The 24,018-nt window shown below is 66.8% G+C and carries 21 protein-coding genes; 6 read left to right on the forward strand and 15 right to left on the reverse strand.

Annotated features, from left to right (window positions below):
* Window positions 1-614: 614 nt before the first annotated feature.
* The 3 genes from ASC83_RS18310 to nadC form a co-directional block, all read right to left on the reverse strand.
* Window positions 615-2,447 carry a chorismate-binding protein gene (locus ASC83_RS18310; protein ID WP_056065877.1) on the reverse strand — a complete coding sequence of 611 codons (1,833 nt, stop codon included), beginning with the start codon at window positions 2,445-2,447 and terminating at the stop codon, window positions 615-617.
* Window positions 2,448-2,522: 75 nt separating this feature from the next.
* Complete coding sequence (gene nadA, locus ASC83_RS18315; protein ID WP_056065882.1) at window positions 2,523-3,653, reverse strand: quinolinate synthase NadA; 1,131 nt, start codon at window positions 3,651-3,653, stop codon at window positions 2,523-2,525.
* On the reverse strand, window positions 3,650-4,498 hold the full coding sequence (gene nadC, locus ASC83_RS18320) for a carboxylating nicotinate-nucleotide diphosphorylase (protein WP_056065885.1): 849 nt from the start codon (window positions 4,496-4,498) through the stop codon (window positions 3,650-3,652). The genes nadA and nadC overlap by 4 nt, the downstream gene beginning before the upstream one ends.
* Before the next feature lie 178 nt (window positions 4,499-4,676).
* Between nadC and panB the strand changes: the two genes are divergently transcribed.
* Together panB and panC are read left to right on the forward strand one after the other, a co-directional pair.
* Window positions 4,677-5,558 carry a 3-methyl-2-oxobutanoate hydroxymethyltransferase gene (gene panB / locus ASC83_RS18325; RefSeq protein WP_056065887.1) on the forward strand — a complete coding sequence of 294 codons (882 nt, stop codon included), beginning with the start codon at window positions 4,677-4,679 and terminating at the stop codon, window positions 5,556-5,558.
* A gap of 36 nt (window positions 5,559-5,594) precedes the next feature.
* A complete protein-coding gene (panC, locus tag ASC83_RS18330; protein ID WP_056065890.1) occupies window positions 5,595-6,434 on the forward strand; it encodes a pantoate--beta-alanine ligase in 840 nt (279 codons plus the stop codon).
* A 70-nt stretch (window positions 6,435-6,504) separates the two neighbouring features.
* On the opposite strand, the gene ASC83_RS18335 is transcribed toward panC, so the two are convergent.
* A complete protein-coding gene (locus ASC83_RS18335) occupies window positions 6,505-7,227 on the reverse strand; it encodes an alpha/beta fold hydrolase (RefSeq protein WP_056065893.1) in 723 nt (240 codons plus the stop codon).
* A gap of 161 nt (window positions 7,228-7,388) precedes the next feature.
* On the opposite strand from ASC83_RS18335, the gene ASC83_RS18340 reads away from it, so the two are divergent.
* The 3 genes from ASC83_RS18340 (at window position 7,389) to ASC83_RS18350 (ending at window position 14,822) form a co-directional block, all read left to right on the forward strand.
* Window positions 7,389-10,886 carry a DUF2126 domain-containing protein gene (locus ASC83_RS18340; RefSeq protein WP_056065896.1) on the forward strand — a complete coding sequence of 1,166 codons (3,498 nt, stop codon included), beginning with the start codon at window positions 7,389-7,391 and terminating at the stop codon, window positions 10,884-10,886.
* Between the two features lie 141 nt (window positions 10,887-11,027).
* Complete coding sequence (locus tag ASC83_RS18345; protein WP_056065899.1) at window positions 11,028-13,673, forward strand: circularly permuted type 2 ATP-grasp protein; 2,646 nt, start codon at window positions 11,028-11,030, stop codon at window positions 13,671-13,673.
* 168 nt (window positions 13,674-13,841) lie between these two features.
* A complete protein-coding gene (locus ASC83_RS18350; protein WP_056065903.1) occupies window positions 13,842-14,822 on the forward strand; it encodes a transglutaminase family protein in 981 nt (326 codons plus the stop codon).
* Here ASC83_RS18350 and ASC83_RS18355 read toward each other — a convergent pair.
* From ASC83_RS18355 to ASC83_RS24450, 9 genes are all read right to left on the reverse strand, one after another.
* Window positions 14,788-15,747, reverse strand: a complete 960-nt coding sequence (locus tag ASC83_RS18355) for an alpha-E domain-containing protein (RefSeq protein WP_056065906.1) — start codon at window positions 15,745-15,747, stop codon at window positions 14,788-14,790. The genes ASC83_RS18350 and ASC83_RS18355 overlap by 35 nt on opposite strands.
* Window positions 15,741-15,896, reverse strand: coding sequence for an alpha-E domain-containing protein (locus ASC83_RS23675; RefSeq protein ID WP_082522527.1), 156 nt, complete (start codon window positions 15,894-15,896; stop codon window positions 15,741-15,743). Before ASC83_RS23675 ends, ASC83_RS18355 begins: the two co-directional genes overlap by 7 nt.
* 2 nt (window positions 15,897-15,898) lie before the next feature.
* A complete protein-coding gene (locus ASC83_RS18360) occupies window positions 15,899-17,431 on the reverse strand; it encodes a circularly permuted type 2 ATP-grasp protein (protein ID WP_056065911.1) in 1,533 nt (510 codons plus the stop codon).
* A 92-nt stretch (window positions 17,432-17,523) separates the two neighbouring features.
* Complete coding sequence (locus ASC83_RS18365) at window positions 17,524-18,705, reverse strand: putative zinc-binding metallopeptidase (RefSeq protein ID WP_056065914.1); 1,182 nt, start codon at window positions 18,703-18,705, stop codon at window positions 17,524-17,526.
* 184 nt (window positions 18,706-18,889) lie between these two features.
* Window positions 18,890-19,207: a BON domain-containing protein gene (locus ASC83_RS18370; RefSeq protein WP_056066545.1), complete on the reverse strand. Its 318-nt coding sequence runs from the start codon at window positions 19,205-19,207 to the stop codon at window positions 18,890-18,892.
* Window positions 19,208-19,376: 169 nt separating this feature from the next.
* Entirely contained in the window at window positions 19,377-19,769 is a 393-nt protein-coding gene (locus ASC83_RS18375) for a hypothetical protein (protein ID WP_056065917.1), read from the reverse strand.
* 78 nt (window positions 19,770-19,847) lie between these two features.
* On the reverse strand, window positions 19,848-20,012 hold the full coding sequence (locus tag ASC83_RS23680; protein WP_010463174.1) for a DUF1328 domain-containing protein: 165 nt from the start codon (window positions 20,010-20,012) through the stop codon (window positions 19,848-19,850).
* 378 nt (window positions 20,013-20,390) lie between these two features.
* A complete protein-coding gene (locus tag ASC83_RS18380; RefSeq protein WP_056065921.1) occupies window positions 20,391-21,797 on the reverse strand; it encodes a CHASE3 domain-containing protein in 1,407 nt (468 codons plus the stop codon).
* A 4-nt stretch (window positions 21,798-21,801) separates the two neighbouring features.
* Entirely contained in the window at window positions 21,802-21,927 is a 126-nt protein-coding gene (locus ASC83_RS24450) for a hypothetical protein (RefSeq protein ID WP_255356923.1), read from the reverse strand.
* On the opposite strand from ASC83_RS24450, the gene ASC83_RS18385 reads away from it, so the two are divergent.
* Window positions 21,920-22,552, forward strand: a complete 633-nt coding sequence (locus ASC83_RS18385) for a response regulator transcription factor (RefSeq protein WP_056065924.1) — start codon at window positions 21,920-21,922, stop codon at window positions 22,550-22,552. The two genes, ASC83_RS24450 and ASC83_RS18385, sit on opposite strands and share 8 nt — an antisense overlap.
* Before the next feature lie 125 nt (window positions 22,553-22,677).
* On the opposite strand, the gene ASC83_RS18390 is transcribed toward ASC83_RS18385, so the two are convergent.
* Together ASC83_RS18390 and ASC83_RS18395 are read right to left on the reverse strand one after the other, a co-directional pair.
* A complete protein-coding gene (locus tag ASC83_RS18390) occupies window positions 22,678-23,115 on the reverse strand; it encodes a response regulator (protein ID WP_056066548.1) in 438 nt (145 codons plus the stop codon).
* Window positions 23,116-23,227: 112 nt separating this feature from the next.
* Window positions 23,228-23,977 carry a HesA/MoeB/ThiF family protein gene (locus ASC83_RS18395; protein ID WP_056066553.1) on the reverse strand — a complete coding sequence of 250 codons (750 nt, stop codon included), beginning with the start codon at window positions 23,975-23,977 and terminating at the stop codon, window positions 23,228-23,230.
* Window positions 23,978-24,018 lie beyond the last annotated feature (41 nt).

The following is a 24,018-nucleotide window of genomic DNA, read 5'->3' on the forward strand; positions in this document are numbered from 1 at the left end:
ACTGCCTTGCTGCTTCTGGTCGCGGCCCTGCGCGTGTGTGTCGGCGTCGTTGCGGGCACCTTGCTGGCGGTGGGTGTTGCCGCCCGTGCTCTGCTCGGCCTGCTGCTGCCCGGCGGGCGACTGGCGCTGAGACGAAGGAGTGTTGGGCTGGTTCTGCGGGTTGTTTTGAGACATGGTGGCTCCTGTCGAAGTGGTTGAACAAAGGTGGCACACAAAGCCTGCAAAGGCGTCTTGTGTGGGTTCATGTTCGAGGGGCACCGCAGCGCTTTTTGTAGGCCGTGTCCTATAGGCCTGTGGGCCAGGTGCGATGCGGTGTAAGCAAGCGCACAGCAGGTAGCGGGATGCAAAAGGGGGCATTTGCCAGACCGCAGCAACCGGCCTTGCCAGGCCGGTGCGGTCAGGCTGGGTGGGCGCCATGCAAGCGCCTACAGCCCGGGCAAGCAGCGTCACATCCTGATGCACAGGATGCGCGTTGGAACGCTCGGCCCGCTGACTGAACGACCACCGAAGGCAACACACCCACGGCCTGATCCACTGCGCTGAACGGCCCCTGCGGCGGCCGCCAAGCACCTGGGGGCGGGACGCCAACAGGGAGGTTGCGAAAAAAGGACTGGCTACGCGTCCAGCGTGGCGTCCAGCCAGCCGCGCAGGCTGTTGATGAACGCCCAGCCTTGCACGCGGGGGATGTCGGCCACGCGCAGCACGGCCTCCACCACGTGGCCGTCCTGCAGTGCCACGGCGCGGCCCACGCCGGGCAGCAGGCCGCAGGACAGGGGCGGCGTCACCCAGCGCCCATCGACGAGCGCGGCGATGTTGCCGAAGGTGCCTTCGGTGATCTCGCCCGCCTCGTTCCACAGCACCGTGTCGAACACGCCGGGGGTGGTGGGTGCAAACGCCGCGTAGTGCGCGCGGCGCGTGGTCTTGTAGCGCACAAACTCGCTGTGTGCGGCCGCAAAGGGGCGCGGCGCCAGTTGCAGGCGCACAGGCACTGCCGTGGTCTGCAGCGCAAAGGCCTCGGCGCGTGCGCTGCCGTCCGCCGCCAGCAGCAGGCGCACCCGCCAGTCGCCATCGCGGTGTTGCAGGGCGGCAATCTGCAGCTCCTGGCGCACCGCATGGGCGTTGAACACAAAGCCGAAATGCGCGGCCGCCTCGCCCATGCGGCGCACATGCTGGTCGGCGTGCACGAATTTGCCGTGGTGCAAGCCCAGGGTTTCGAGCACCTCGAACGGAGCGCTGGCCCGCTCGACAAAGGCGCGCTTGTGGTGCCACTCGGCCCATTCGGCGCCCGCCCCGGCACCCGAGGTGATGCCGCTGCCAATGCCGCAGGTGGCTTTGGCAACGCTGGGGGAGGCCTCCGCACCGGCACCCGTACCCACGCCACGCAGCACCACGGTGCGGATGGGCACATTGAACGTGGCCGCCACCGGGTGCAGGCCGTCCGGCCCCGCCGCCCCGCCAGGCCGCACCACACCTACCGCGCCGCAATACACACCGCGCGGCGCGGGCTCCAGCGCGCGGATCATCTGCATGGCGCGCACCTTGGGCGCCCCCGTGACGGAGCCACAAGGGAACAGCGCCGCAAAAACCTCTGTCAGCGTGGTGCCGGGCCGCGTGCGCGCCGTCACGTCCGAGGTCATCTGCCACACCGTGGGCAAGGCCTGCGTGGCAAACAGCGCAGGCGCCTGCACACTGTGCGGCAGCGCAATGCGCGACATGTCGTTGCGCAGCAGGTCCACGATCATCACGTTCTCGGCACGCTCCTTGGGCGCCGTGCGCAGGTGCTCGGCCTGCTGCGCGTCCTGCTCGGGGGTGGCGCCGCGCGGGGCCGTGCCCTTCATCGGGCGGGCCAGCAGGGTGCCGCCTTCTGGGGCGTCCTGCCAGTCAAAAAACAGCTCCGGCGACACCGACAGCACCTGCTCGTCACCCGCCTGCAGGTAGGCGGCATAGCCCCCGGGCTGGGCGCGCAACAGTGCAGCAAACAGGGCCTGCGGCGAGCCCTGCAGCGTGCCGCGAAAGGGTGCGGTGTAGTTGACCTGGTACAGCTCGCCCGCCGCAATGGCCTGCTGGATCTGCGCCAGTGCGGCATCAAATTCCTCGCGCTCGGGGCTGTCGTCCCACACCACCTGCGCTGGTGTTGCCGCTGCGGCAGCATCCGCCGCATCGTCGGCCCCAGGCTGGGGCGCGTCGTACACCGCAAACCAGGCCAGCGGGCCGTCGGCCGCGTGGGTCTGCAATGCGGCATCAAAGGCCGGAGCGGCCTCGTAGCGCACATGGCCCACGCACCAACGGCCTTGCTGGGCGGCGGCGAACACGGCGTCGAGCACATTGCGTACCTCGTGCAGTGCGTGGGCCACCAGCACCTCGCGCGGTGCCTCGAACCGGTGGCGCAGGCGCGTGGCGCCCGCAGTCAGCGGCTGGGTGAAGTCAATGTGGCAACTATGGGTCAAAGCAGGCGGTAGCGCTAGTGGATCATGCGCCTATAGCTATCAAAAAATGAGCATACATCACCACACCGAGCGCTCTCAGGCAGCGCCCAGGTGGGGCACCAGTGCGCCGGTGGGTTGACCGTTCTTGAGCGCCGCCGTGAAGGCCAGCATGCGGTCAATCGGCTGGCGCGCACGCGGGATGAGCGCGGGGTCCACATGCACGGCGTTGGCACCCGTCTCCAGCACGCGGGCCACATCGGCCAGGCCGTTCATCGCCATCCAGGGGCAGTGTGCGCAGCTCTTGCAGGTGGCGCTGTTGCCCGCCGTGGGCGCTTCGTAGAAGGTCTTGCCAGGGTTGAGCGTGCGCAGCTTGTGCATCATGCCGTTGTCGGTGGCCACGATGAATTCGGTGGCGTCCATCTCGCGCGCGGCTTTGAGGATGGCGCTGGTGGAGCCCACGGCGTCGGCCAGGGCCACCACGTCGGCGGGGCTCTCGGGGTGGACCAGCACCTTGGCATGCGGGTGCTGCTGCTTGAGCAGCTCCAGCTCCAGCGCCTTGAACTCGTCGTGCACGATGCAGGCACCGTTCCAGAACACCATGTCGGCGCCCGTCTCACGCTGGATGTAGGCGCCCAGGTGGCGGTCGGGGGCCCACAGGATCTTCTGGCCTGCGGCCTTGAGGGCGCTCACGATGTCGAGCGCGCAGCTCGATGTGACGAGCCAGTCCGCGCGCGCCTTCACGGCTGCGCTGGTGTTGGCGTAGACGACCACAGTGCGGTCGGGGTGCTGGTCGCAGAACGCGCTGAATTCGTCGATGGGGCAGCCCAGGTCCAGCGAGCAGGTGGCTTCCAGATCGGGCATGAGCACGGTCTTTTCCGGGCTCAGGATCTTGGCCGTCTCGCCCATGAACCGCACGCCGCTCACCACCAGGGTCTGCGCCGCGTGGTCGCGGCCAAAGCGGGCCATCTCCAGCGAGTCGCTCACCAGGCCGCCGGTTTCCTCGGCCAGGTCCTGCAGGTCCGGGTGCACGTAGTAGTGCGACACCATGACCGCGTTCTTTTCCTTGAGCAGGCGACGGATCTTGTCCTTGAGCGCGACACGCTCAGCCTGTGTGGGCTCGGGCGGCACGCGCGCCCAGGCGTGTTTGGTGGAGCAGACGGCGCCTTCCTCGGTATCGAGCGGCTGCTCATACTCCACGTCGATGCGGTTCAGTACAGCGGTGGTCATGACAGCTCCTGCAGGCGCATCGAAAAGTCCGTGGCCTTCACGTCCTTGGTCAGCGTGCCGATGGAGATGCGGTCCACGCCGGTCTCGGCCAGTTCGCGCAGGCCGTCGAGCGTGACGCCGCCCGAGATCTCCAGAATCGCCCGGCCTGCATTGATGCGCACGGCCTCGCGCAGCATGGTCAGGGGCATGTTGTCCAGCAGCACCATCTTGGCGCCAGCCTCCAGCGCCTCGGCCAGTTGCTCCAGGGTTTCGACTTCGATCTCGATGAACTTTGCCTGAGACGCCACCCGCTCGGCAGCGCGCAGCACGGCGGTCACGCCTCCCGCAGCGGCAATGTGGTTCTCTTTGATCAGCACCGCATCGTGCAGGCCAATGCGGTGATTGGTGCCGCCGCCCACGCGCACGGCATATTTCTGTGCCAGGCGCAGGCCGGGAATGGTCTTGCGCGTGTCCACGATGTGGGCGCGGGTGCCAGCCACCACATCCACATAGGTGCGGGTCTTGGTGGCCACGGCCGACAGCAGTTGCAGGAAATTGAGCGCCGTGCGCTCGGCGCTGAGCAGCGCGCGGGCATTGCCTTCAATCTCCAGCACCACCTGGTCGGGGGCGCAGCGCTGGCCTTCGGCCACATGCCAGGTGATCAGCACCGTGGGGTCGAGGGCGCGCAGCGCGGCTTCGGCCCAGGGGGCGCCGCAGATCACGGCAGCTTCGCGCGCCAGGATGCGCGCACGGGCGCGGCGGGCGGGGTCGATCAGGCCGGCGGTGAGGTCGCCGGTGCCCACGTCTTCGGCCAGGGCGCGGGCCACATCGGCCTGGGCCAGGGCCTTCACTTCGGTATCGCTCATGGGGGTCTTTGCGGGGGAATGTGCGGAATATGTCGCAGCTGTCATGGGCCGCGAGCATACCGGGAACGCAAAGGCCACTGTGCCAGCGCAGGCCCCTGGGACCCGCGCAGGAAACCAATAAGTACACCCAGTATTGGTCGCATAGACTCGCGGCAATTTTTTGGCTCCACCGCGCTAAATGACCGCCACCAGCCCTGTTTCCGCCACGCCCTACGGCACGCTGCCGCCCGCATCGCCCCTGCCCCAGCGCCGCCCCGTGAGCCTGCCCCGCCTGGCGCAGATGCGCGCGGCGGGCGAGAAGATCACCATGCTCACCGCCTACGACGCCACCTTTGCGGCCGTGGCCGATGCGGCGGGGGTGGAATGCATCCTGGTGGGCGACTCGCTGGGCATGGTGTGCCAGGGCCTGCCCAGCACGGTGGGCGTGACGCTGGACACCATGGCCTACCACACAGCCAGCGTGGCGCGCGGCCTGCACCGCGTGCAGGGCACCGCCTGGCTGGTGTCCGACCTGCCCTATGGCACCTACGCCGAAAGCCGCGAACAGGCGCTGCGCAGCGCCTGCGTGCTGATGCAGGCGGGGGCACACATGGTCAAGCTCGAAGGCGGCGGCTGGACGGCGGCCACGGTCGAATTCCTGGTGCAGCGCGGCGTGCCAGTGTGCGCCCACCTGGGCCTGACGCCACAAACGGTGCACGCTCTGGGTGGCTACCGCGTGCAGGGCAAAACCGACGACGCGGCCCGCACGCTGCGCAAAGAGGCCCATGAGCTGCAGGACGCAGGCGCCGCCATGCTGGTGCTGGAGATGGTGCCCGCAGCGCTGGCCGCCGACATCACGGCCGAGCTGCCGCACTGCCACACCATCGGTATCGGCGCGGGCAACGGCACGGCCGGGCAGGTGCTGGTGTTGCACGACATGCTGGGCATGAACCTCGGGAAGATGCCGAAGTTCGTGCACAACTTCATGCAGGACGCGGGCAACGTGCGCGGCGCCATGGAGGCGTATGTGCAGGCCGTGAAGCAAGGGCGCTTCCCGGACAACGCTGTACACGCCTGGTGAGCCCTTTTCCTCTCTCCTTCTGACCCCTCCGACCCCATGCTGATTGCCCGCTCCGTTGCCGACCTGCGCCAGGCCCTGGCCCCCTACCGCCGCCCTGCCTTTGTGCCCACCATGGGCAACCTGCACGACGGGCACATCGCCCTGGTGCGCCAGGCCAAGCCCCTGGGCGATGTGACCGTGGCCAGCATCTTTGTGAACCGCCTGCAGTTTCTGCCGCACGAGGACTTTGACAGCTACCCCCGCACCTGGGAGGCCGACTGCGCGCAGCTGCAGGCCGCCGGTTGCGATGTGCTGTTTGCCCCGCGCGAGACGGACCTGTACCCCGAGCCCCAGACCTTCAAGGTGCACCCTGACCCGCAGCTCGCCGACATGCTGGAAGGGCACTTTCGCCCCGGCTTTTTTGTGGGCGTGAGCACGGTGGTGATGAAGCTGTTTGCCTGCGTGCTGGGCCAGACCGGCGGCACGGCCGTGTTTGGCAAGAAGGACTACCAGCAGCTCATGGTGATCCGCCACATGGTGCGGCAGTTTGCGCTGCCCATTGACATCGTGGCGGGCGAAACCTGCCGCGCAGCGGACGGGCTGGCGCTGAGCTCGCGCAATGGCTACCTGGGCCTGGAAGAACGGCAGGAGGCCGTGGCTCTGTCGCAGGCCCTGAAGCGGCTGGCGCAGCAGTGGCTGGCCGCCAGCGACCGCAGCACGCTGGAGGCCCAGGCGCAAGATGCCTTGCGCGCCCGGGGCTGGGCGCCCGACTACCTCACGGTGCGCCGCCGGGCCGACCTGCTGCCCGCCACGGCCGACGATGCCGCGGGCACGCTGGTGGCGCTGGGTGCTGCACGGCTGGGCAGCACGCGGTTGATCGACAACCTTGAGTTCTGATTAGCTACTATTTTCATAGCTAATCAGGCATATTCCACTAGCGCTTGCAGCCAAAAACTCTTCAATTTATTCAAATCCACCCGTTGCGGGCCAGCCACTGCACCAGCAAGCGGGTCACCACCTCGGGCTGCTCCATGGTCAGCATGTGGCCGCTGTCGGGCAGCAGGTGGTGTTCGGCGCCTGGCACCAGCGCCACGATCTCCGCAGAACATTCGGGCGGCGTGAGCTGGTCGGCCGCACCACACACCACCAGCACGGGGCAGGCCACCTGCGGCAGATGCACCCGCGCATCGGGCCGATGGATCACGGCGCGGTTCTGGCACACCAGGTGGTCGGGGCCCGCATCCAGCACAAAGTCCAGGTAGGCCTGCACCAGGTCCGCCTTGGCGGCGTTCACGGGGTGGAAGGCCAGGACCACGTTGGGCTCGATGACCTCGCGCACCTGGCCCTGTTCAAACAGCGCGATGGCGCCTTCGCGCAGGGCGCGCATGTCGGGCGTCTCGGGCCGCGCGGTGGTACCCAGCAGCGCCAGCCCTGCCACACGCTGCGGCGCGTGGCGCGCGGCCTCCATGGCGACCATGCCGCCCATCGACGCGCCTGCCAGCACCAGCGGCCCCGCGTGCTGTGCCAGCAGGCGTGCGGCAAAGTCTTCGATGCGGTGCAGGTTCACATCCTGGTGGGCGGTGGCGACCTCGGGGCGCAGCGCGGCGGGCAGCAGCGGCAGCACGCCGCGCCACATGCGTTCATCGGCGGCCAGGCCCGGCAGGAGCAGTAGTTGGGGGGAATGGGACATGGGTGAATCAGGGCATCACCAAGTTGGTGCGCGATAAGCTAAAGAGAGACAGCCCCGGCAGCGGGGCACGGACCGCACATTGTGAACAGCCGATGACGGCTTGTCACCGCCCCCGGAATAGTTGCCCGCGATGGCTCGGGACTTGCTAGCATGGCTTGCATATGCCTATCCACGCCGCGCTCCACCACGTCACGCATTACCAATACGACCGGCTGGTAGGCCTCGGGCCGCAGACCATCCGATTGCGGCCCGCGCCCCACTGCCGCAGCAACGTCATTTCGTATTCGCTCAAGGTCGAGCCTGCGCAGCACTTCATCAACTGGCAGCAGGACCCGTTTGCCAACTACCAGGCGCGGCTGGTCTTCCCCGAGAAGACGCGCGAGTTCAAGGTCACGGTGGACCTGGTGGTGGAAATGGCGGTGTACAACCCATTCGACTTCTTCCTGGAACCCGAGGCCGAGAACATTCCGTTCAAGTACAGCAGCGATGTGCTGCAGGAGCTGGCGCCCTACCTGGCCACCGACCCGATGACACCGCTGGTGCAGGCCTATCTGGACAAGGTGGACCGCAGCAAGCAGCGCACCATCGATTTCCTGGTCAAGCTCAACCAGCAGGTATCGCAGGACATCCGCTACCTGATCCGCCTGGAGCCCGGCGTGCAGACACCCGAGGAGACGCTGCAAAAAGCCAGCGGCTCGTGCCGCGACTCGGGCTGGCTGCTGGTGCAGCTGCTGCGCCACCTGGGGCTGGCGGCGCGGTTTGTGTCGGGCTACCTGATCCAGCTCACGCCCGATGTGAAGGCGCTCGATGGCCCCAGCGGCACAGACCACGACTTCACCGACCTGCACGCCTGGTGCGAGGTCTACCTGCCCGGCGCGGGCTGGATCGGCCTGGATGCCACCAGCGGCTTGATGGCGGGCGAGGGCCACATCCCGCTCGCTTGCACACCCCAGCCCTCGGGCGCCGCGCCGATTGAAGGCGGCGTGGACAAGGCCGAGGTGGAGTTCAGCCACGAGATGCGCGTGACGCGCATCTTTGAATCGCCCCGCGTGACCAAGCCCTACACCGAAGACCAGTGGCAGGCTGTGCTGGCGCTGGGCGAGCGGGTGGACGCCGACCTGGTGGCGGGCGACGTGCGGCTGACGATGGGCGGCGAGCCCACCTTTGTGGCCGTGGGCGACCGCGACGCGCCCGAGTGGAACACCGACGCGCTGGGCCCCACCAAACGCGGCTTTGCCACCGAACTCACGCACAAGCTGCGTGCCGAATATGGACAGGGCGGCTTTCTGCATTTTGGCCAGGGCAAGTGGTACCCGGGCGAGCAGCTGCCGCGCTGGGCGCTGTCGATCTGCTGGCGCGCCGACGGCCAGCCTGCGTGGCAGAACCCCGCGCTGTTTGCCGACGAACGCAACCCCTCGCACTACACCAGCGCCGACGCCGAGCGTTTTGTGCGCCACCTCACGCGCAAGCTGGGCGTGACGGACCGCTACATCCAGCCCGGTTATGAGGACACCTTCTACTACCTGTGGCGCGAGCGGCGCCTGCCGGTCAACGTGGACCCATTTGACGCACGTCTGGACGATGAGCTGGAGCGCGCACGCCTGCGCCGCGTGTTCGAGCAAAAACTCGACAGCGTGGTGGGCTACGTGCTGCCGCTGCAGGCAGGCGAAGGCGCGGGCACGCTGGCAGGCAGCGTGTGGAGCACGGGGCCGTGGTTCTTCCGCGATGACCGCATGCTGCTCATCCCCGGCGATTCGCCCATGGGCTACCGCCTGCCGCTGGACGCCCTGCCCTGGGTGAAGGCATCAGACACCGAGCACCTGATCCCGCAAGACCCGACCGCGCCCCAGAGCCCGCTGGCCGCTGCCACCACGCTGCGGGCGCAGTATTCCGTGCCATCCGGCCCGGTCACCGGCGACCGCGACCTGCCCTACCTGGCAGGCGCCACCGCCCCTGGCGAGGCACGGCGCGTAACGCAGAGCACTGCGGGTGGTGATAACGCGCGCCTGTCCGGTCAGCCCGACCCGCATGCGGGCGTGCAGCCACCCGGCAAGTTCCAGTCGGCCGCAGGCCTGTCGCGCACGGCGCTGTGCGTGGAGGTGCGCGATCCGCGCCGAGCCAGCGGCCCCAAGGCCGAGAAGGTGGGCGAAAAGTACGGCGTGCTCTATGTCTTCATGCCGCCGCTGTCGCGCCTCCATGATTACCTGGACCTCCTGGCCGCCATCGAAGCCACGGCCGAAGAGCTGGGCATGAAGATCGTGCTGGAAGGCTACCCGCCCCCGCGCGATGCGCGCCTCAAAGTGCTGGCAGTCACGCCCGACCCGGGCGTGATCGAGGTGAACATCCACCCCGCCAGCCACTGGAAGGAGCTGGTGCAGCACACCGAGTTTCTGTACCGGGCCGCGTGGGAGACGCGCCTGTCGGCCGAGAAGTTCATGACCGATGGCCGCCACACCGGCACCGGTGGCGGCAACCACTTTGTGATGGGCGGCGCCACACCGGCCGACTCGCCGTTCTTGCGCAAGCCCGAGCTGCTGGCCAGCCTGCTGCTCTACTGGCACAACCACCCCAGCCTGAGCTATCTGTTCAGCGGCCTGTTCATCGGCCCCACCAGCCAGTCGCCGCGCGTGGACGAGGCGCGCAACGACCAGCTGTATGAGCTAGAGATTGCACTGCGCGAGATCGAAACCAACCGCGCGGTCTACGGCCAGGACATGCCGCCCTGGCTGGTAGACCGCACGCTGCGCAACATCCTGGTGGACGTGACGGGCAACACGCACCGCAGCGAGTTTTCCATCGACAAGATGTTCTCGCCCGACAGTAGCACCGGCCGCCTGGGCCTGCTGGAGCTGCGTGCGTTCGAGATGCCGCCCCACGCCCACATGAGCGTGGTGCAGCAGTTGCTGCTGCGCGCACTGATCGCCCGCTTCTGGAAGACCCCCTACCGCGCCCCCGCCGCCCGCTGGGGCACCGAGCTGCATGACCGCTGGATGCTGCCCACCTTCATCCAGCAGGACATGCACGATGTGGTGGCAGAGATGAACGCCGCAGGCTACGCGTTTGACGCGGCCTGGTTTGCACCGCAGTTCGAGTTCCGCTTCCCCATGGTCGGCACCGTCCAATCGATGGGTGTGGAGCTGACCCTGCGCAACGCGCTGGAGCCCTGGCATGTGATGGGCGAGGAAGGCTCCGCCGGGGGCACCGTGCGCTATGTGGATTCGTCGCTGGAGCGCATCGAGGTGCGCGTGACGGGCATGAACGAAAGCCGCCATGTGGTCACCGTCAACGGCCAGCCGCTGCCGCTGCAAAGCACAGGCACCACCGGTGAATTTGTGGCGGGAGTGCGCTACAAGGCCTGGAACCCGCCCTCGGCCCTGCACCCGACCATTGGCGCCCATGCGCCGCTCACGTTCGACATCGTGGACACCTGGATGAACCGGTCGCTGGGCGGCTGCCAGTACCACGTGGCGCACCCGGGCGGGCGCAACTACGACACCTTCCCGGTCAACGCGTATGAGGCCGAAAGCCGCCGCCTGGCGCGCTTCTCGCGCATGGGACACACGCCGGGGCGGCTGGCGGTGCCACCTGCGACCATCGAGCTGCCGGGCAGCCGGGAGTTTCCGTTCACGCTGGATCTGCGGCGCAAGATGCGGAGGTAGAGAAGCCCCCTGAGTCGCTGCGCGCCTTCCCCCCAGGGGGACGACGCCCTTGCTTGGCGTCTCTGGCATCGGCCCCGCCAGTTTCGACGGTGCGGGTTACCCGCAGAGTGTTGTCGACCAAATGCCCGAAAATCGAGCGCAGTGAACCACCTCAACGACAGCCTCCCCACCCCCGACCCTTCTGACAGCGCAGCCCAGTTGGCGGCTGCACTGGCGCCCGCTGCGGCGGCCGGGCATTTTGACGAGCTGCGGGGTGCCAGCGTGGCGGACGCCCCCGGCGCTGCCACTGCATCGGCCACTCCCAAATCAATAGCAAACAAGCCAGATATCACTGGCGCCTGGGCCCAATTCTTTGATCAATTGGGGCCCGAGGGCTTCCAGGACCTGGACCGGCGCATGCAGAGCCTGCAGCGCCAGGTGCGCGACAACGGCATCACCTACAACGTCTATGCCGACGCCGACGGCCCGCAGCGGCCCTGGTCGGTGGACCTGTTCCCGCTGATCCTTTCGCAGGTCGACTGGGCACACATCGAGCGCGGCGTGCTGCAACGCGCACGCCTGCTCAACCGCGTGATGGCCGACGTGTATGGCCCGCAGGAGCTGCTGCGCAAAGGCCTGCTGCCCAGCGCGCTGGTTCAGGGCCACCCGGGCTACCTGCGCGCCATGCATGGCGTGCAGCCCGTGGGCGGCACCCATTTGCACATCGCGGCGTTTGACATGGCGCGCGACGCGCAGGGCGACTGGTGGGTGGTGACGCAGCGCACGCAGGCGCCCTCAGGCCTGGGGTATTTGCTGGAGAACCGGCTGCTCATCTCGCGCCTGTTCCCCGAGGCGTTCAGCCAGATGCATGTGCAGCGCCTGGCCGCCACCTACCGCGCACTGCTCGACGGGCTGCGGCAGATGAGCCCGGCGGGGGCGGATGCGCGCATCGTGCTGCTCACGCCCGGCCCGTACAACGAGACCTACTTTGAGCACGCGTACCTGGCGCGCTACCTGGGTCTGACGCTGGTGGAGGGCAACGACCTCACGGTGCGCGATGCGCGCCTGTACCTCAAGACGCTGCACGGCCTGCAGCCGGTGCACGGCATCTTGAAGCGCCTGGATGACGAGTTTCTGGACCCACTGGAGCTGCGCAGCGACTCGCGCCTGGGCGTGCCTGGCCTGCTGCAGGCCATCCGCGCGGGCAACGTGCTGGTGGCCAATGCGCCGGGCTCGGCGTTCCTCGAATCGTCGGCGCTGCTGGGCTTCATGCCCGCGCTGTCGCGCCACCTGCTGGGCGAAGAGCTGGCCCTGCCGTCGCTGCCCACTTGGTGGTGTGGCGAGCGCTCGGCCATGCAGGCGGTGCTGCCGCAGCTCGCGCACAGCGTGATCCGCCCCACCTGGCCCATGGCGCAGCGCGTGCCCGTGCTGGGCGGTGCGCTGTCGGCGCAAGACCTGGCGCAGTGGTCCGCTCGCATCGAGGCCCAGGGCGACGAATACACCGTGCAGGCCCACCTTCCGCTGTCGCAAATGCCCACCTGGCGCAGTGACGCCGCAGAGGGTGCGGGCCAGGACGGTGGCCCCATCGCCCCCCGCTCGGTGATGCTGCGCGTGTTTGCGGTCTGTGACGGCCCCGGCTCGTGGCGCGTGCTGCCGGGCGGGCTGGCCCGCCTGGCCCAGGGCGACAGCGGCATTACATCCATGCAGCGAGGCGGCAGCAGCGCCGACGTATGGGTGCAGACCGATGGCCCCGTGGACACCACCACGCTGCTGGCCCACAACCAGGCCGCGCCCGCCGTGGTACACCGCAGCCGCCAGGTGACCAGCCGCGCGGCCGAAAACCTGTTCTGGCTGGGCCGCTACACCGAACGCACTGAGAACGTCACGCGCCTGGCGCGCATCACGCTGCAATGCCTCAATGGCGAGGACCAGACCTCGCAGCCGCTGCTGACCTGGCTGAGCGCCATGGGCGTGAGCCAGGGGCTGGTGCTGCCGACCGTGCCTGCGGCCGGGCAGGCACGGCGCGTGTTCGAGCGCTCGCTGATCGCCGGGCTGACGCAGCCCGCGCAGGTGACCAGCGTGGGCTACAACCTGCGCGGCATCCTGGGTGCGGCCTCGGCCGTGCGCGACCGTTTGTCGCAGGAACACTGGAACCTCATCGTGCGCGCCGAGGCGGAGTTTTTTGCGCCTCGCACAGGGGCCGAAGACGACGGTGACTACTCGCCACTGGACGCGCTGCGCCAGCTGGAAGGGCTGAGCGGCCACACCGCCGCCATGACGGGCCAGCAGACCGACCGCATGACCCGCGACGACGGCTGGCGCCTGCTGTCCATCGGGCGCCATCTGGAGCGCCTGGGCTTTCTGGCCTCGGCGCTGGAAAGCGGCCTGCAGACCGGCGCCGTGCACGATGAAGGCGGCTTCGAGGCCATGGTGGCGCTGTTCGACAGCACCATCACCTTCCACGCGCAGTACCAGCAGCGGCGCGACATGCCCGCCCTGCTGGACCTGCTGGTGATCGACCGAGACAACCCCCGCTCGCTGGCCTGGGTCGCGCAGACGCTGCGCGGGCGCATTGCCAAGATCGAAGCGGCCGCGGGCACGCCCGGCGAATCCGCCGCCACGGGCATCCCTGAGGCGTCCGACCTGTCGCTGGTGGCCCTGTGCGCACAGGATGCCGAGGGGCGCCATGCCGCTCTGGAGGAATATCTGGGCCGGTGTGTGCGGGGCGTGATGGGCTTGTCGGATGTGCTGGCCACGCGCTACTTCACCCACTCCATCGATGCGTTGCGGCACAGCGTAGGAGCTTGATATGGGACACCCCCCTGAGGCGCTGCGCGCCTTCCCCCCGCTCTCGCATCGCTGCGCGATGCGGGCAGGGGAACGCAGCCTTTGCTGCGGGGCGGCCCTTGCTCGGCCGCCCTCGCCTCGGGCGTGCCAGTTTCGCACCCTGCGTCCGACTTCAAGGCCTGGATTTTTATGAAGCTGCGCGTCATCCACGAAACGGTGTACCACTACAGCCCGGCGGTGCAAAACGCCCAGCACATGGCCCATCTGCGCCCGCGCACCGGTGTGGTGCAGCGCGTGCTGACCCACAGCCTGCAGGTGGATCCCGCCCCAACACAGTGCAACATGGTGCAGGACGTGTTTGGCAACACCCGCGCGTTCTTCAGCCTGCCGTTCACCCACGAGCAACTGCGGGTGCGCGCCGAAAGCCTGCTGGAGACCCTGCCCGTGCCCGCCGCACCGCCTGGCGAGCCCTGGGAGGCCGTGCGCGAGCGACTGGGTTATCGGCGCGGCCAGCCCTACCACGCGGCCACCGAGTTCAGCTTTGCGTCGCCCTACATTCCCCGGCATGCCGACTTTGTGGCCTATGCCGCCGAGAGCTTTGCACCCGGCCACCCGCTGATGCAGGCCGCCCGCCACCTGATGTCGCGCATCCATGCCGACTTTGCCTACACATCCAACGCCACCGACGCGGGCACGCCCGCGCTCGAATCGCTGCGGCTGCGCCGGGGCGTGTGCCAAGACTTTGCCCACGTGATGATCGGCTGCCTGCGCAGCCTGGGCCTGGCGGCGCGGTATGTGAGCGGCTACCTGCTGACCGAGCCCCCGCCCGGGCAACCCCGGCTGGTGGGGGCCGATGCATCGCACGCCTGGGTGTCGGTGTGGTCACCGGCAGCCGACGAAAGTGATGGCGCATCAGACGACAACACCTGGTTTGACCTGGACCCCACCAACGACCGCGCGGCGGGCGAGGACTACGTGACCCTGGCCATCGGCCGCGATTTTTCGGATGTGTCGCCGCTGCGTGGCGTGATCCACGGCGGCGACCACCATGTGCTGCAAGTGGGCGTGACGGTGGAGCCGGTGCCCGCCGCTACGGCCGCTACGGCCGCTGCGCCAGACGCGCCAGATGCGCCCCTCACACCGCCGCAGGCACCAGAAAATCCCGGCTGATCCGCGCGCCCAGGTCGTTCACCCGCTCTAGGAACTGGGTGAGGTAGGCATGCAGTCCATGGGTCAGGATTTCATCGATGCGTGCGAACTTCAGGTGCGCCAGCAGCCGCCCCGCGTGCCGCTGGGTCTCGGCCGACTGGCCGCTGCCCAGCATGTCGAGGTTACCCAGCACCTCTTTCATGCAAGCGTGCAGTGAGCGGGGCATGTCGGCCCGCAGGATCAGCAACTCGGCCACACGTTCGGGCGTGATCACGTCGCGGTACACCTTGCGGTAGGTCTCGAAGCCCGACACGCTGAGCAGGATGGCGCTCCAGTGGTAGAAGTCGTAGTCTTGGTCCTGCGCCGTGGCCGCGCCCATGAAGTCGCTTTGCACCGCGTGAAACTTCACATCCAGCAGCCGCGCCGTGTTGTCGGCCCGCTCCAGAAAGGTGCCCAGGCGCATGAAGTGCAGCGCCTCGTCCTGCAGCATGGTGCCCACCGTCACACCCCGCGAGAGGTGCGAGCGGAACTTCACCCATTCGAAGAATCGCGCCGGGTCCTGCTCCAGTGCACCGCTGGCGATCAGGCGGTTCACTTCGAGCCAGGTCTGGTTCTGGATCTCCCAGGCCTCGGTGTTGAGCGCACCGCGCACCGCCCGCGCGTTCTCGCGTGCAGCCTGCAGGCAGGCCACGATGGACGACGGGTTGGACGGGTCCTTGACCATGAAGTCGAGCACCTTGGCGGGCGTCACCTCGCCATGCTGGGCGATATAGGCAGGCAGCAGCTCGCTGATGGACAGCAAGCCCTGCCAGCCCAGGGTGGCCACCTCGGTCGATTGGGGTAGCAACGCACTCTGGTAGTTGACGTCGAGCATGCGTGCGGTGTTCTCTGCCCTTTCGGTGTACCGGGCCATCCAGAACAAATGATCGGCGGTGCGGCTCAGCATGTGATCTCCTTCTTGGACGAGGGCAGAGAACCCCGAGCGTGTTGCACACGCTTGCGGTATTTTTTCGAAAGCCCCGCTGCGCAGGGCTTTTCTGCCCGTTCGGTGTAACGGGCCATCCAGAACAAATGATCGGCGGTACGGCTCAGCATGGTCATTCCCTCCCTTGGCGTTGTGTTTGCATTGGTGGTGACGGTATGTGTGCTGTAGCGGGCTGATCGCCCAGCACCCAGGTGTCCTTGGTGCCCCCGCCCTGCGACGAATTGACCACCAGCGACCCCTCCTTGAGCGCCACGCGCGTGAGGCCGCCCGCCACCATCTGCACCTTCTGGCCGCTGAGCACAAAAGGCCGCAGGTCGATGTGGCGGGGCGCAATGCCGCTGTCCACATAGGTGGGGCAGCTGGAGAGGCTCAGCGTGGGCTGGGCGATGTAGCCGTCGGGCTTGGCGATGACTGCAGCGCGGAAGGCCTCGATCTCGGCCCGGGTGGCCGCAGGGCCAATCAGCATGCCGTAGCCACCCGCGCCATGCACCTCCTTCACCACCAGTTCATGCAGGTGGTCCAGCACGTACCGCAGGTCGTCCGGCTTGCGGCACATCCAGGTGGGCACGTTCTGCAGGATGGGCTCCTCACCGAGGTAGAAGCGGATCATGTCCGGCACATAGGGGTAGATCGACTTGTCGTCCGCCACGCCTGTGCCCACGGCGTTGCAGATGGCGACATTGCCGGCCCGGTAGGCGGACATGAGCCCCGCACAACCCAGGGTGGAGGTGGGGCGGAAGACATCGGTATCGAGGAAGTCGTCATCCACCCGGCGGTAAATCACGTCCACCCGCTGCAGCCCGCGCGTGGTGCGCATGTACACAAACTGGTCCTTGACCACGAGGTCCTGCCCCTCGACCAGCTCCACGCCCATCTGCTGCGCGAGGAAGGCGTGCTCGAAATAGGCGCTGTTGTACATGCCGGGGGTCAGCACCACCACGGTCGGGTCGGCCGCACCGGCCGGGGCGCTGGCGCGCAGGGTGTCCAGCAGCAAGTCCGGGTAATGCGCCACCGGTGCCACCTGGTGCTGAGCGAACAGTTCGGGGAACAGCCGCATCATCATCTTGCGGTCTTCGAGCATGTAGCTCACGCCGCTGGGCACGCGCAGGTTGTCTTCCAGCACGTAGTACACGCCCTCGCCTGCCGCATCCGGTGCCCGCACGATGTCGATGCCGCTGATGTGGGAGTAGATATCGAGCGGCACATGAACGCCGACCATCTCCGGCCGGAACTGGGCGTTGCGCAGGATCTGCTCGGCAGGCACGATGCCTGCGCGCAGGATGTCCTGGCCGTGGTACACGTCGTGGATGAAGCGATTGAGCGCCGTGACCCGCTGCACCAGGCCCCGCTGCATGTGCGCCCATTCCTGCTGCGGAATGATGCGGGGAATCAGGTCGAAGGGGATGAGCCGCTCGGTGCCCGCGCCGTCCTCGTCCTTGGCGCCGTAGACGGCGAAGGTGATGCCCACGCGCCGGAAGATGACCTCGGCCTCGGCGCGCCGCGCCTGCATGGATTCGGCACTCTGGCGCGCCAGCCACTGGGCAAACCGCGCGTAGTGGGGCCGTACATCACTGCCCGCCCAGCCTGCCGCACCGCCCAGGCCGGCCAGGGGCAGCCGGGTAACCATCTCGTCGAACTTCTGCATGAGAGCCAATCTCCTGCAAGCCCTCAAGCAAGTTCCAGGCCGTTTTCATGCCCGGCCGACAGCCACCGTCAATATTTCGACCGAATCGCTATCTAGCGCCGGTCTTTATTGGCTGCCTTGCTATTCTTTTTGACACCTTGATTCGCAGCCGGCGAGGGTGGCGGCATGGGTGCCATAGTGGCCACAGGGGCAGGGCGCGCGGCCGCTGCACGCACCATGTCGTGCACAAAGCGCAGCTTGGCCAGCACCTCACCCGCCAGCGCGAACGGGTAGGCATCAGGTTGACCCAGGCTGCGCGTAAGGCTGTTGAGCAGCAGCGTCAGCGGCACCAAGTGTTGCACCATGGACTGAAAGTCGGGCGCCGGGCTGGCAAACGGATCGATGGCGCTGCTGCGCTGCGCGCCATAGATACCGGGAATAGTGACCTCGGTGGCATAGCTGGCCGAGGTTTCCAGCAGGTCGATCATGTGCAGGTAATGGGCCCAGGTTTCAGCCCAGTCTTCCCAGGGGTGGGCGGCGGCATAGGCACTCACATGGTGGTTGGCCCAGTCACTGCCCTCGTTGCCCTTGGCGTAGTGCGCCTCCAGCGCCGCTGCGTAGTCCTGGCGCTCGTCACCAAACATCTGTCTGAAGTCGTCCAGCCGCCCGCCGTCGCGCACCAGCTGGTCCCAATAGAAGTGGCCGGACTCATGGCGCAGGTGACCGATCAGAGTGCGGTAGGGCTCACCCAGCGCGATGCGGCGACGCGCGCGCTCGTCGTCGTCCGCCTCGGCCACGTTGAGCGTGATGGTCCCACTGTGGTGGCCCGTCAGCACGGGCGGTCCGCCCGGCACCTCGGCCAAAAACTCGAACACCGGACCGGTACGCCCGGGCGCCGGCTCCAGGCCCAGGCGGGCCAGGCTGTAGAACAGCCGCCGCTTGGCCGCTTCGATCTGCATCCAGCGCCCCATGTTGGCGGGCTCGGACAGGTCGGGCATCACCCGGGTCTGGCGGCACGACACACACAGCTCTGCAAAGTCGTTGGCGGGTATCGCAAAGTTGCAGGCTTGGTGGTCCGTGTGGTTGCGGCACATGCGGTACAGGCGCCCGCTGTAGTGGGCACTGCCCTGCCCCCCTTGGCGGCGCCACAGGTCGGCTCCGTCCTGCGGTGCAGGGGCCAGGGCAGCCATGGTCAGCACATCGGGCAAGAAGGCCAGCGCACTGCCGCAATGCAGGCACTGCACGCTATCGAAAAACACCAGATGACCGCAATGGTCGCAATTGAATACCCGCATGGTGTGGAGCTTATACCCCGTGGACCGGAGCAGTGAGGAGGAACAACGCACGGACCCCCTTTTGCAGCGCCAGGATGGGTCCATGAAAAAAGCAGGCCCCGGGACATGCCCGGAGCCTGCTTCAGGATCGAAGCCACTGCGCCAGGGGCGTGGGACCCCGGGTGCAGGGCGTCAGCCCTACCGGTCAGGGCCGCACAACGATGCTGTTGCGCACTTCGCGCACATGCTTGGTGTTGCGCGCAATGTTTTCGGCCTGGTTCTTTTCAGCCTGCGACTTGGCAAAGCCCGACAGCTGCACCGTGCCATTGAGCGTTTCCACGCTGATGGAGGTGGCAGACACGTTCTTGTCTTCAGCCATCTTGGCCTTCACGGCGGTGGTGATGCCAGCGTCATCCACATAGGAGCCAACTGTTTGCTGTTCGCGGGCCACCGAGCAACCGGTGGCTGTGACGATGGTGATACCGGCAACTGCGGCAAAAGCGAGGGCACGTGCGTATTTCATGGTGTTTTCCTTGTTCAAGAATGGTTGGGAACGCGGGTGCTGGGACATGTTCAGTCCACCGGTCTGTTGCACCCTCCGCGACCGGCGGACTGTGGGAAAAGGACAGCGCTGGCGCATAGCCAGGCGCTGCGGGCAAGGCACCGGCGTGCAAACACCGGCGTGCTAGCCCTCAGTATGCATTGCGCCGGCGGGACATCCACATCGCCACGGTGGCCAGCAAAGCCCCCGATGCGGCGGCGATGACCAGCGACTTGCCGGGCTGCTCGGCCACATACTTGCCGGTGACTTCGGCTGCCTGCTGGATCTGACGGCGTGCACGCGCGCTGGTCTCGGCGCAGTAGTCAATGCTGCGAGCAGCCAGGTCCTGTGCACGGGCGGCCAGGTCATCAATCGCCGGGTCGGTCTGGCGGCGCAGGGCGCGCACGCTTTCTTCGGCCTTGTCCAGCGACTGGTCGGCGGCAGCCCGGGTGGTCTGCACTGCGTCCTGCGCGCTTTGCAGCACGTCATCGGCCAGGTTGCGAACACCGTGGGTCACTTTGTCGGTAGCGGTCTGAAGGCTCATGGGGAAACTCCTTGGGGTATGGGGTACAGGGGATGCGGGAGGGGGTGAAGGGCAGCAGTCCAGGCGTTGCGGCCTGACTCACCCCTTTTTCAGGAGCCCCAGCACGAAGGTGACGACAGCCATGATCACGAACACAAAGAACAGAATCTTCGCAATGCCCACGGCACCGGCAGCAATACCGCCAAAACCGAAGAGGGCTGCAATCAGCGCGATCACCAGAAAAACAACTGCGTAGTGCAACATTTCCATCTCCTTATGGGTGGCCGGCTTGCCGGCAGATCGGGTGGCGCCAAAACCTCAACGCCTGGGACCAACTGTAGGTATCTCCCTATGCCCTGGATGCCGGTGCGCGGCGCGCGCCCATGTCGGCGGCGCAGTGGGGGTCATGTAGGACGGCGCGCACTGGCCGGACCGGTCGGACTGGGCGCACGGTAGCGCGCACAAGCGGCTGCAGCGCAGGCACGCCACAACGGGACGATGGCTCCGGGCAGCATGGCGTGCCCACAGCCCACAGCCCACAGCCCACAGCCCACAGCCCGCAGATGTCGCACGTGGGCCTGCATGCGCTGCGCCACGCAATGCAGGGAATGAGGGAGATGCAGGAAGAGGGCGGCGTATGCCTCAGGCATCGTGTGCAGCGGCGTTGCGGCGCGGCTCCGACGAGGTGCGCGGCAGCGGCAGCACGGCCGACAACAAGGTGCCATTGCCAGGCCGCGAAGTGAGCGTGAGACGCCCGCCCGCTGCCTCGACCCGGTGGCGCATGCCAGCCAAGCCGTGCGAGGTGGGGCGCACGGTGCCAGGGTCGAAACCCACACCATCGTCGCGCACCTGCACCGCCACATGCGTGGGGTAGCCGTGCACCGACACCAGCACCTTGCTGGCCTTGGCGTACTTGCCGATGTTGGTCAGCGCCTCTTGCACCATGCGATACACCGTGAGCTGCGCTGCGTCGGGCAGTTGAACGGCCTCCAGACTGGTCTCAACCTCAATGCCTGCGCGCTCGGCGTATTCGCGTGTCAGGATCTCCAGCGCTGCCGTAAGCCCCAGGTTCGACAGCGACGACGGCCGCAGGTCTTCGATGATGCGACGCTTGAGCGCAATGCCGCTGTTGAGCGTTTCGGTGAGGTGCTTGAGGCGCTCGGCAATGTCGGGCGCAGTGGCGTCGATCTTGGATTTGAGGCGCGCCACATCCAGCTTGGCAGCCGTCAGCAGCGCGCCCAGCTCGTCGTGCAGTTCCCGCGCCAGATGACCCCGTTCTTCTTCGCGCACCTGCTGCAAGTGGTTGGCCAACTCGGACAGCGTGGCCGTGCGGTCGCGCACCAGCCCTTCCAGACGGTCGCGCTCACGCTCCAGCACCTCTTGCTCGCGCAGGTTGACGGTCTGAACCGCCTGCGTCTGGCGCAGGTACATGTAGAACGCCAGCAGGCCAATGGCAGTGACCGTGGCAATGCCGATGCGCGACAGCATCAGCGACTGCTCGATCTGCTCGCGCCCCTGTTGCAGGCGCTGGTCGCTGCGGGCAATCAGCTCTTGCGCGTGCTGCCGGATCGCCTCCATGTGCTCCTTGCCCACATCCGTGTTCAGAATGAACTTCCATGCGTCTTCGTTGCCCTGGCGGCGCAGGCGCAGGCTCAGCTCCATCTCAGCCAGCTTGCGCGAGATCTGCCGCGACAGCAACGCAAACTCCTGCATGTCCTCGGGCGACGCCATGAACTGGTTGCGCAGGCGATCCAGGTTGGTCTGCACGGTCGCTACGGCCTTGTCATACGGTTCCAGGTAGGTCTCGTTGCCCGTGAGCAGATAACCCCGCTGGCCGGTTTCGGCATCCAGCATGCTTTGCAGCAGCTTGTTCACATCGGCCCGCGTGGTCAGCCCCTGGGCCAGTTGTTCCACCGCGTCCTGCGAACGCATGTGCCCCGTTTCATTGATGCCCACCAGCACCATGGCCGCCAACAGCGCCATGGGCAGGCTCAAGGCCATCTGTCGGACTTTTGGTAACCAACGCCGGGTGTTTTCTTGGAGATTCATACGCTTATTCTGGATAATGACCCGTTACCTGCCAGGTGCGCCAGCCATGCAACCACATGCCGAGCGCCTGGACTTCAATACACACCGGCAGCACCTTTGCTGCCGCCTCGAAAGAAGCATCAATGATCAAGATTGGCATTGTGGATGACCACGCGATTGTTCGTTCCGGGCTGCGGCAGTTCTTGTCCGAGCACGTGGACTTGCGGGTGGAAGGCGAGGCCGCCAACGGCCGCGAGGCCATCGACCTGGTGCGCAACAAGGAAATCGATGTGCTGCTGATGGACCTGTCGATGCCTGGCCAAAGCGGGCTGGACGCGCTGGCCATGCTGCGCGCCAAGGCGCCCGACATGGGCATCCTGATCCTGAGTGGCTACCCTGAAGAACACTACGCGATCAACCTGATCCGTCAGGGTGCCAGTGGTTACCTGAACAAGGAGTGCGAACCGTCGGAGATCGTGGAGGCCATTCGCACCATTGCTCTGGGCCGCCGCTACCTGACGCCTGCCGTGGCCGAACTGCTGGCACAGCAACTCAACCGCAAGGACGATGCGCCACCGCACGAGCAGCTGTCTGAGCGAGAGTTCCAGGTGTTCCTGAAGCTGGCCAAGGGAGAGACGGCGGGCGATATCGCCAAGTCGTTGTCGCTGAGCGTGAAAACGGTGAGCACGTACCGCACACGCCTGATGGAAAAGATGAGCCTCTCGTCCAACAGCGACCTGACCTACTACGCGCTCAAAAATCGCCTGATCGACTGACATCCAGGATCTGGCCAGAGCCCGGCGCTGCCGGGCGTAGGCAAGTCTTGCTTTTGCGCTGAAAAAGAAGGAAAAAGAAGCATCCCGACTGCCGCATGCACCCACGCACGCGGCGGTGGGTTGTGTCACTGGGATGCGCCCGATGAGGCGGCTGACACACCGCCGCCGCTACCGGCGTCCAGCCCGTGAGCCGGGCTGCTGTGCTGTACGCAGTAGTCCACCAACGCGTCGATCTCGTTGGATTTGTCAAACACGGCATCCACACCCAGCTGCGCACAGCGCATGCGCACATCCGGCGTGGCGTAATTGCTGAGCACCACCATTTTTTGGCCAGGCCGCCGCGTGCGGCAGGCAGCCAGCACACCCAATCCGCTGCCCTGGCGCAAGAACAGATCCACGATGGCCAAGTCCCATTCCTCAGGGTGCGAGGACAACCAGTTCGTACCGTCGTCTTCGGTTTCTGCCACGCCCACCGCTTCTACAGACGCCAACTCCTCCAGAGTTCCGATCAGGTTCTCGCGGATGGTCGCGTTGTCTTCAACAATGTAGGTGCGCAGTTTCACGGGCGGGTCCATGTGTACGGACAGTGCGGGTCACGCTGTCCTAGCCTTGAATTTAAGGCTTCCATGCGCCGGATTCTGCCAGCCACAACACGCTGGCCATGTAGGAAAAATCCTACCGCGCAACACACACCTTGCAATGGGCGTGGCGCTGAACGCGCATGGTGCTCCACTCCATAGCCCGGCCATCGAGCATCAGCAGCCGACCCGCCAGCGACTGCCCCACACCCGCTATGAGCTTGAGCGCCTCGGCTGCCTGCATCGCACCCACCACACCCACCAGCGGAGCAAATACACCCATCGTGGAGCAGCGGACTTCTTCAAACTCCGCATCCGGCGGGAAGATGCAGGCATAACAAGGCGACTGCGCATCGCGCGGGTCCACCACCGTGATCTGCCCATCGAACTGGATCACAGCCCCCGCCACCAAGGGTTTGTTATGACGCACACACGCGGCATTGACCGCCTGGCGGGTCGCATAGTTGTCGCTGCAGTCGAGTACCACGGTGGCATCGCGCACCAGACTGTCGAGAGCCGCCGCATCCACCCGGGCCTGCAGTGCGGTGACCTGCACCTCGGGGTTGATGTCGGCCATGGCCTGCGCCGCCGACTGGACCTTGGGACTGCCCACGCGCGCGGTGGTGTGCGCAATCTGGCGCTGCAGGTTGGTCAGGTCCACCACATCGTCATCGACGAGTGTGATGTGGCCCACACCGGCGGACGCCAAGTACAGCGCAGCGGGCGACCCCAACCCGCCAGCGCCGATGATGAGAGCATGGGCTTCCAACACCCGCTCCTGCCCCTCGATGCCCACCTCGTCGAGCAGGATGTGGCGGGAATAGCGCAGGAGCTGGTCATCGGTCATGGGAAGGCTGGCCTGCAGCGGCCAAAAAATCAACGGTGAAA

This window comes from Acidovorax sp. Root402 (assembly GCF_001425125.1).
Lineage (GTDB): Bacteria > Pseudomonadota > Gammaproteobacteria > Burkholderiales > Burkholderiaceae_C > Acidovorax > Acidovorax delafieldii.

What these genes read in the sequence shown, in the direction of transcription:
- ASC83_RS18365 (WP_056065914.1), bottom strand. Translation starts at nt 18,705, where the DNA reads ATGCGGGTATTCAATTGCGACCATTGCGGTCATCTGGTGTTTTTCGAT.
- ASC83_RS18380 (WP_056065921.1), bottom strand. Translation starts at nt 21,797, where the DNA reads ATGAATCTCCAAGAAAACACCCGGCGTTGGTTACCAAAAGTCCGACAG.
- ASC83_RS18355 (WP_056065906.1), bottom strand. Translation starts at nt 15,747, where the DNA reads ATGCTGAGCCGCACCGCCGATCATTTGTTCTGGATGGCCCGGTACACC.
- ASC83_RS23675 (WP_082522527.1), bottom strand. Translation starts at nt 15,896, where the DNA reads ATGCTGAGCCGTACCGCCGATCATTTGTTCTGGATGGCCCGTTACACC.
- ASC83_RS18340 (WP_056065896.1), top strand. Translation starts at nt 7,389, where the DNA reads ATGCCTATCCACGCCGCGCTCCACCACGTCACGCATTACCAATACGAC.
- ASC83_RS18375 (WP_056065917.1), bottom strand. Translation starts at nt 19,769, where the DNA reads ATGAGCCTTCAGACCGCTACCGACAAAGTGACCCACGGTGTTCGCAAC.
- ASC83_RS18370 (WP_056066545.1), bottom strand. Translation starts at nt 19,207, where the DNA reads ATGAAATACGCACGTGCCCTCGCTTTTGCCGCAGTTGCCGGTATCACC.
- ASC83_RS18360 (WP_056065911.1), bottom strand. Translation starts at nt 17,431, where the DNA reads ATGCAGAAGTTCGACGAGATGGTTACCCGGCTGCCCCTGGCCGGCCTG.
- ASC83_RS18350 (WP_056065903.1), top strand. Translation starts at nt 13,842, where the DNA reads ATGAAGCTGCGCGTCATCCACGAAACGGTGTACCACTACAGCCCGGCG.
- panB (WP_056065887.1), top strand. Translation starts at nt 4,677, where the DNA reads ATGACCGCCACCAGCCCTGTTTCCGCCACGCCCTACGGCACGCTGCCG.
- nadC (WP_056065885.1), bottom strand. Translation starts at nt 4,498, where the DNA reads ATGAGCGATACCGAAGTGAAGGCCCTGGCCCAGGCCGATGTGGCCCGC.
- nadA (WP_056065882.1), bottom strand. Translation starts at nt 3,653, where the DNA reads ATGACCACCGCTGTACTGAACCGCATCGACGTGGAGTATGAGCAGCCG.
- ASC83_RS18395 (WP_056066553.1), bottom strand. Translation starts at nt 23,977, where the DNA reads ATGACCGATGACCAGCTCCTGCGCTATTCCCGCCACATCCTGCTCGAC.
- ASC83_RS18385 (WP_056065924.1), top strand. Translation starts at nt 21,920, where the DNA reads ATGATCAAGATTGGCATTGTGGATGACCACGCGATTGTTCGTTCCGGG.
- ASC83_RS23680 (WP_010463174.1), bottom strand. Translation starts at nt 20,012, where the DNA reads ATGTTGCACTACGCAGTTGTTTTTCTGGTGATCGCGCTGATTGCAGCC.
- ASC83_RS18335 (WP_056065893.1), bottom strand. Translation starts at nt 7,227, where the DNA reads ATGTCCCATTCCCCCCAACTACTGCTCCTGCCGGGCCTGGCCGCCGAT.
- panC (WP_056065890.1), top strand. Translation starts at nt 5,595, where the DNA reads ATGCTGATTGCCCGCTCCGTTGCCGACCTGCGCCAGGCCCTGGCCCCC.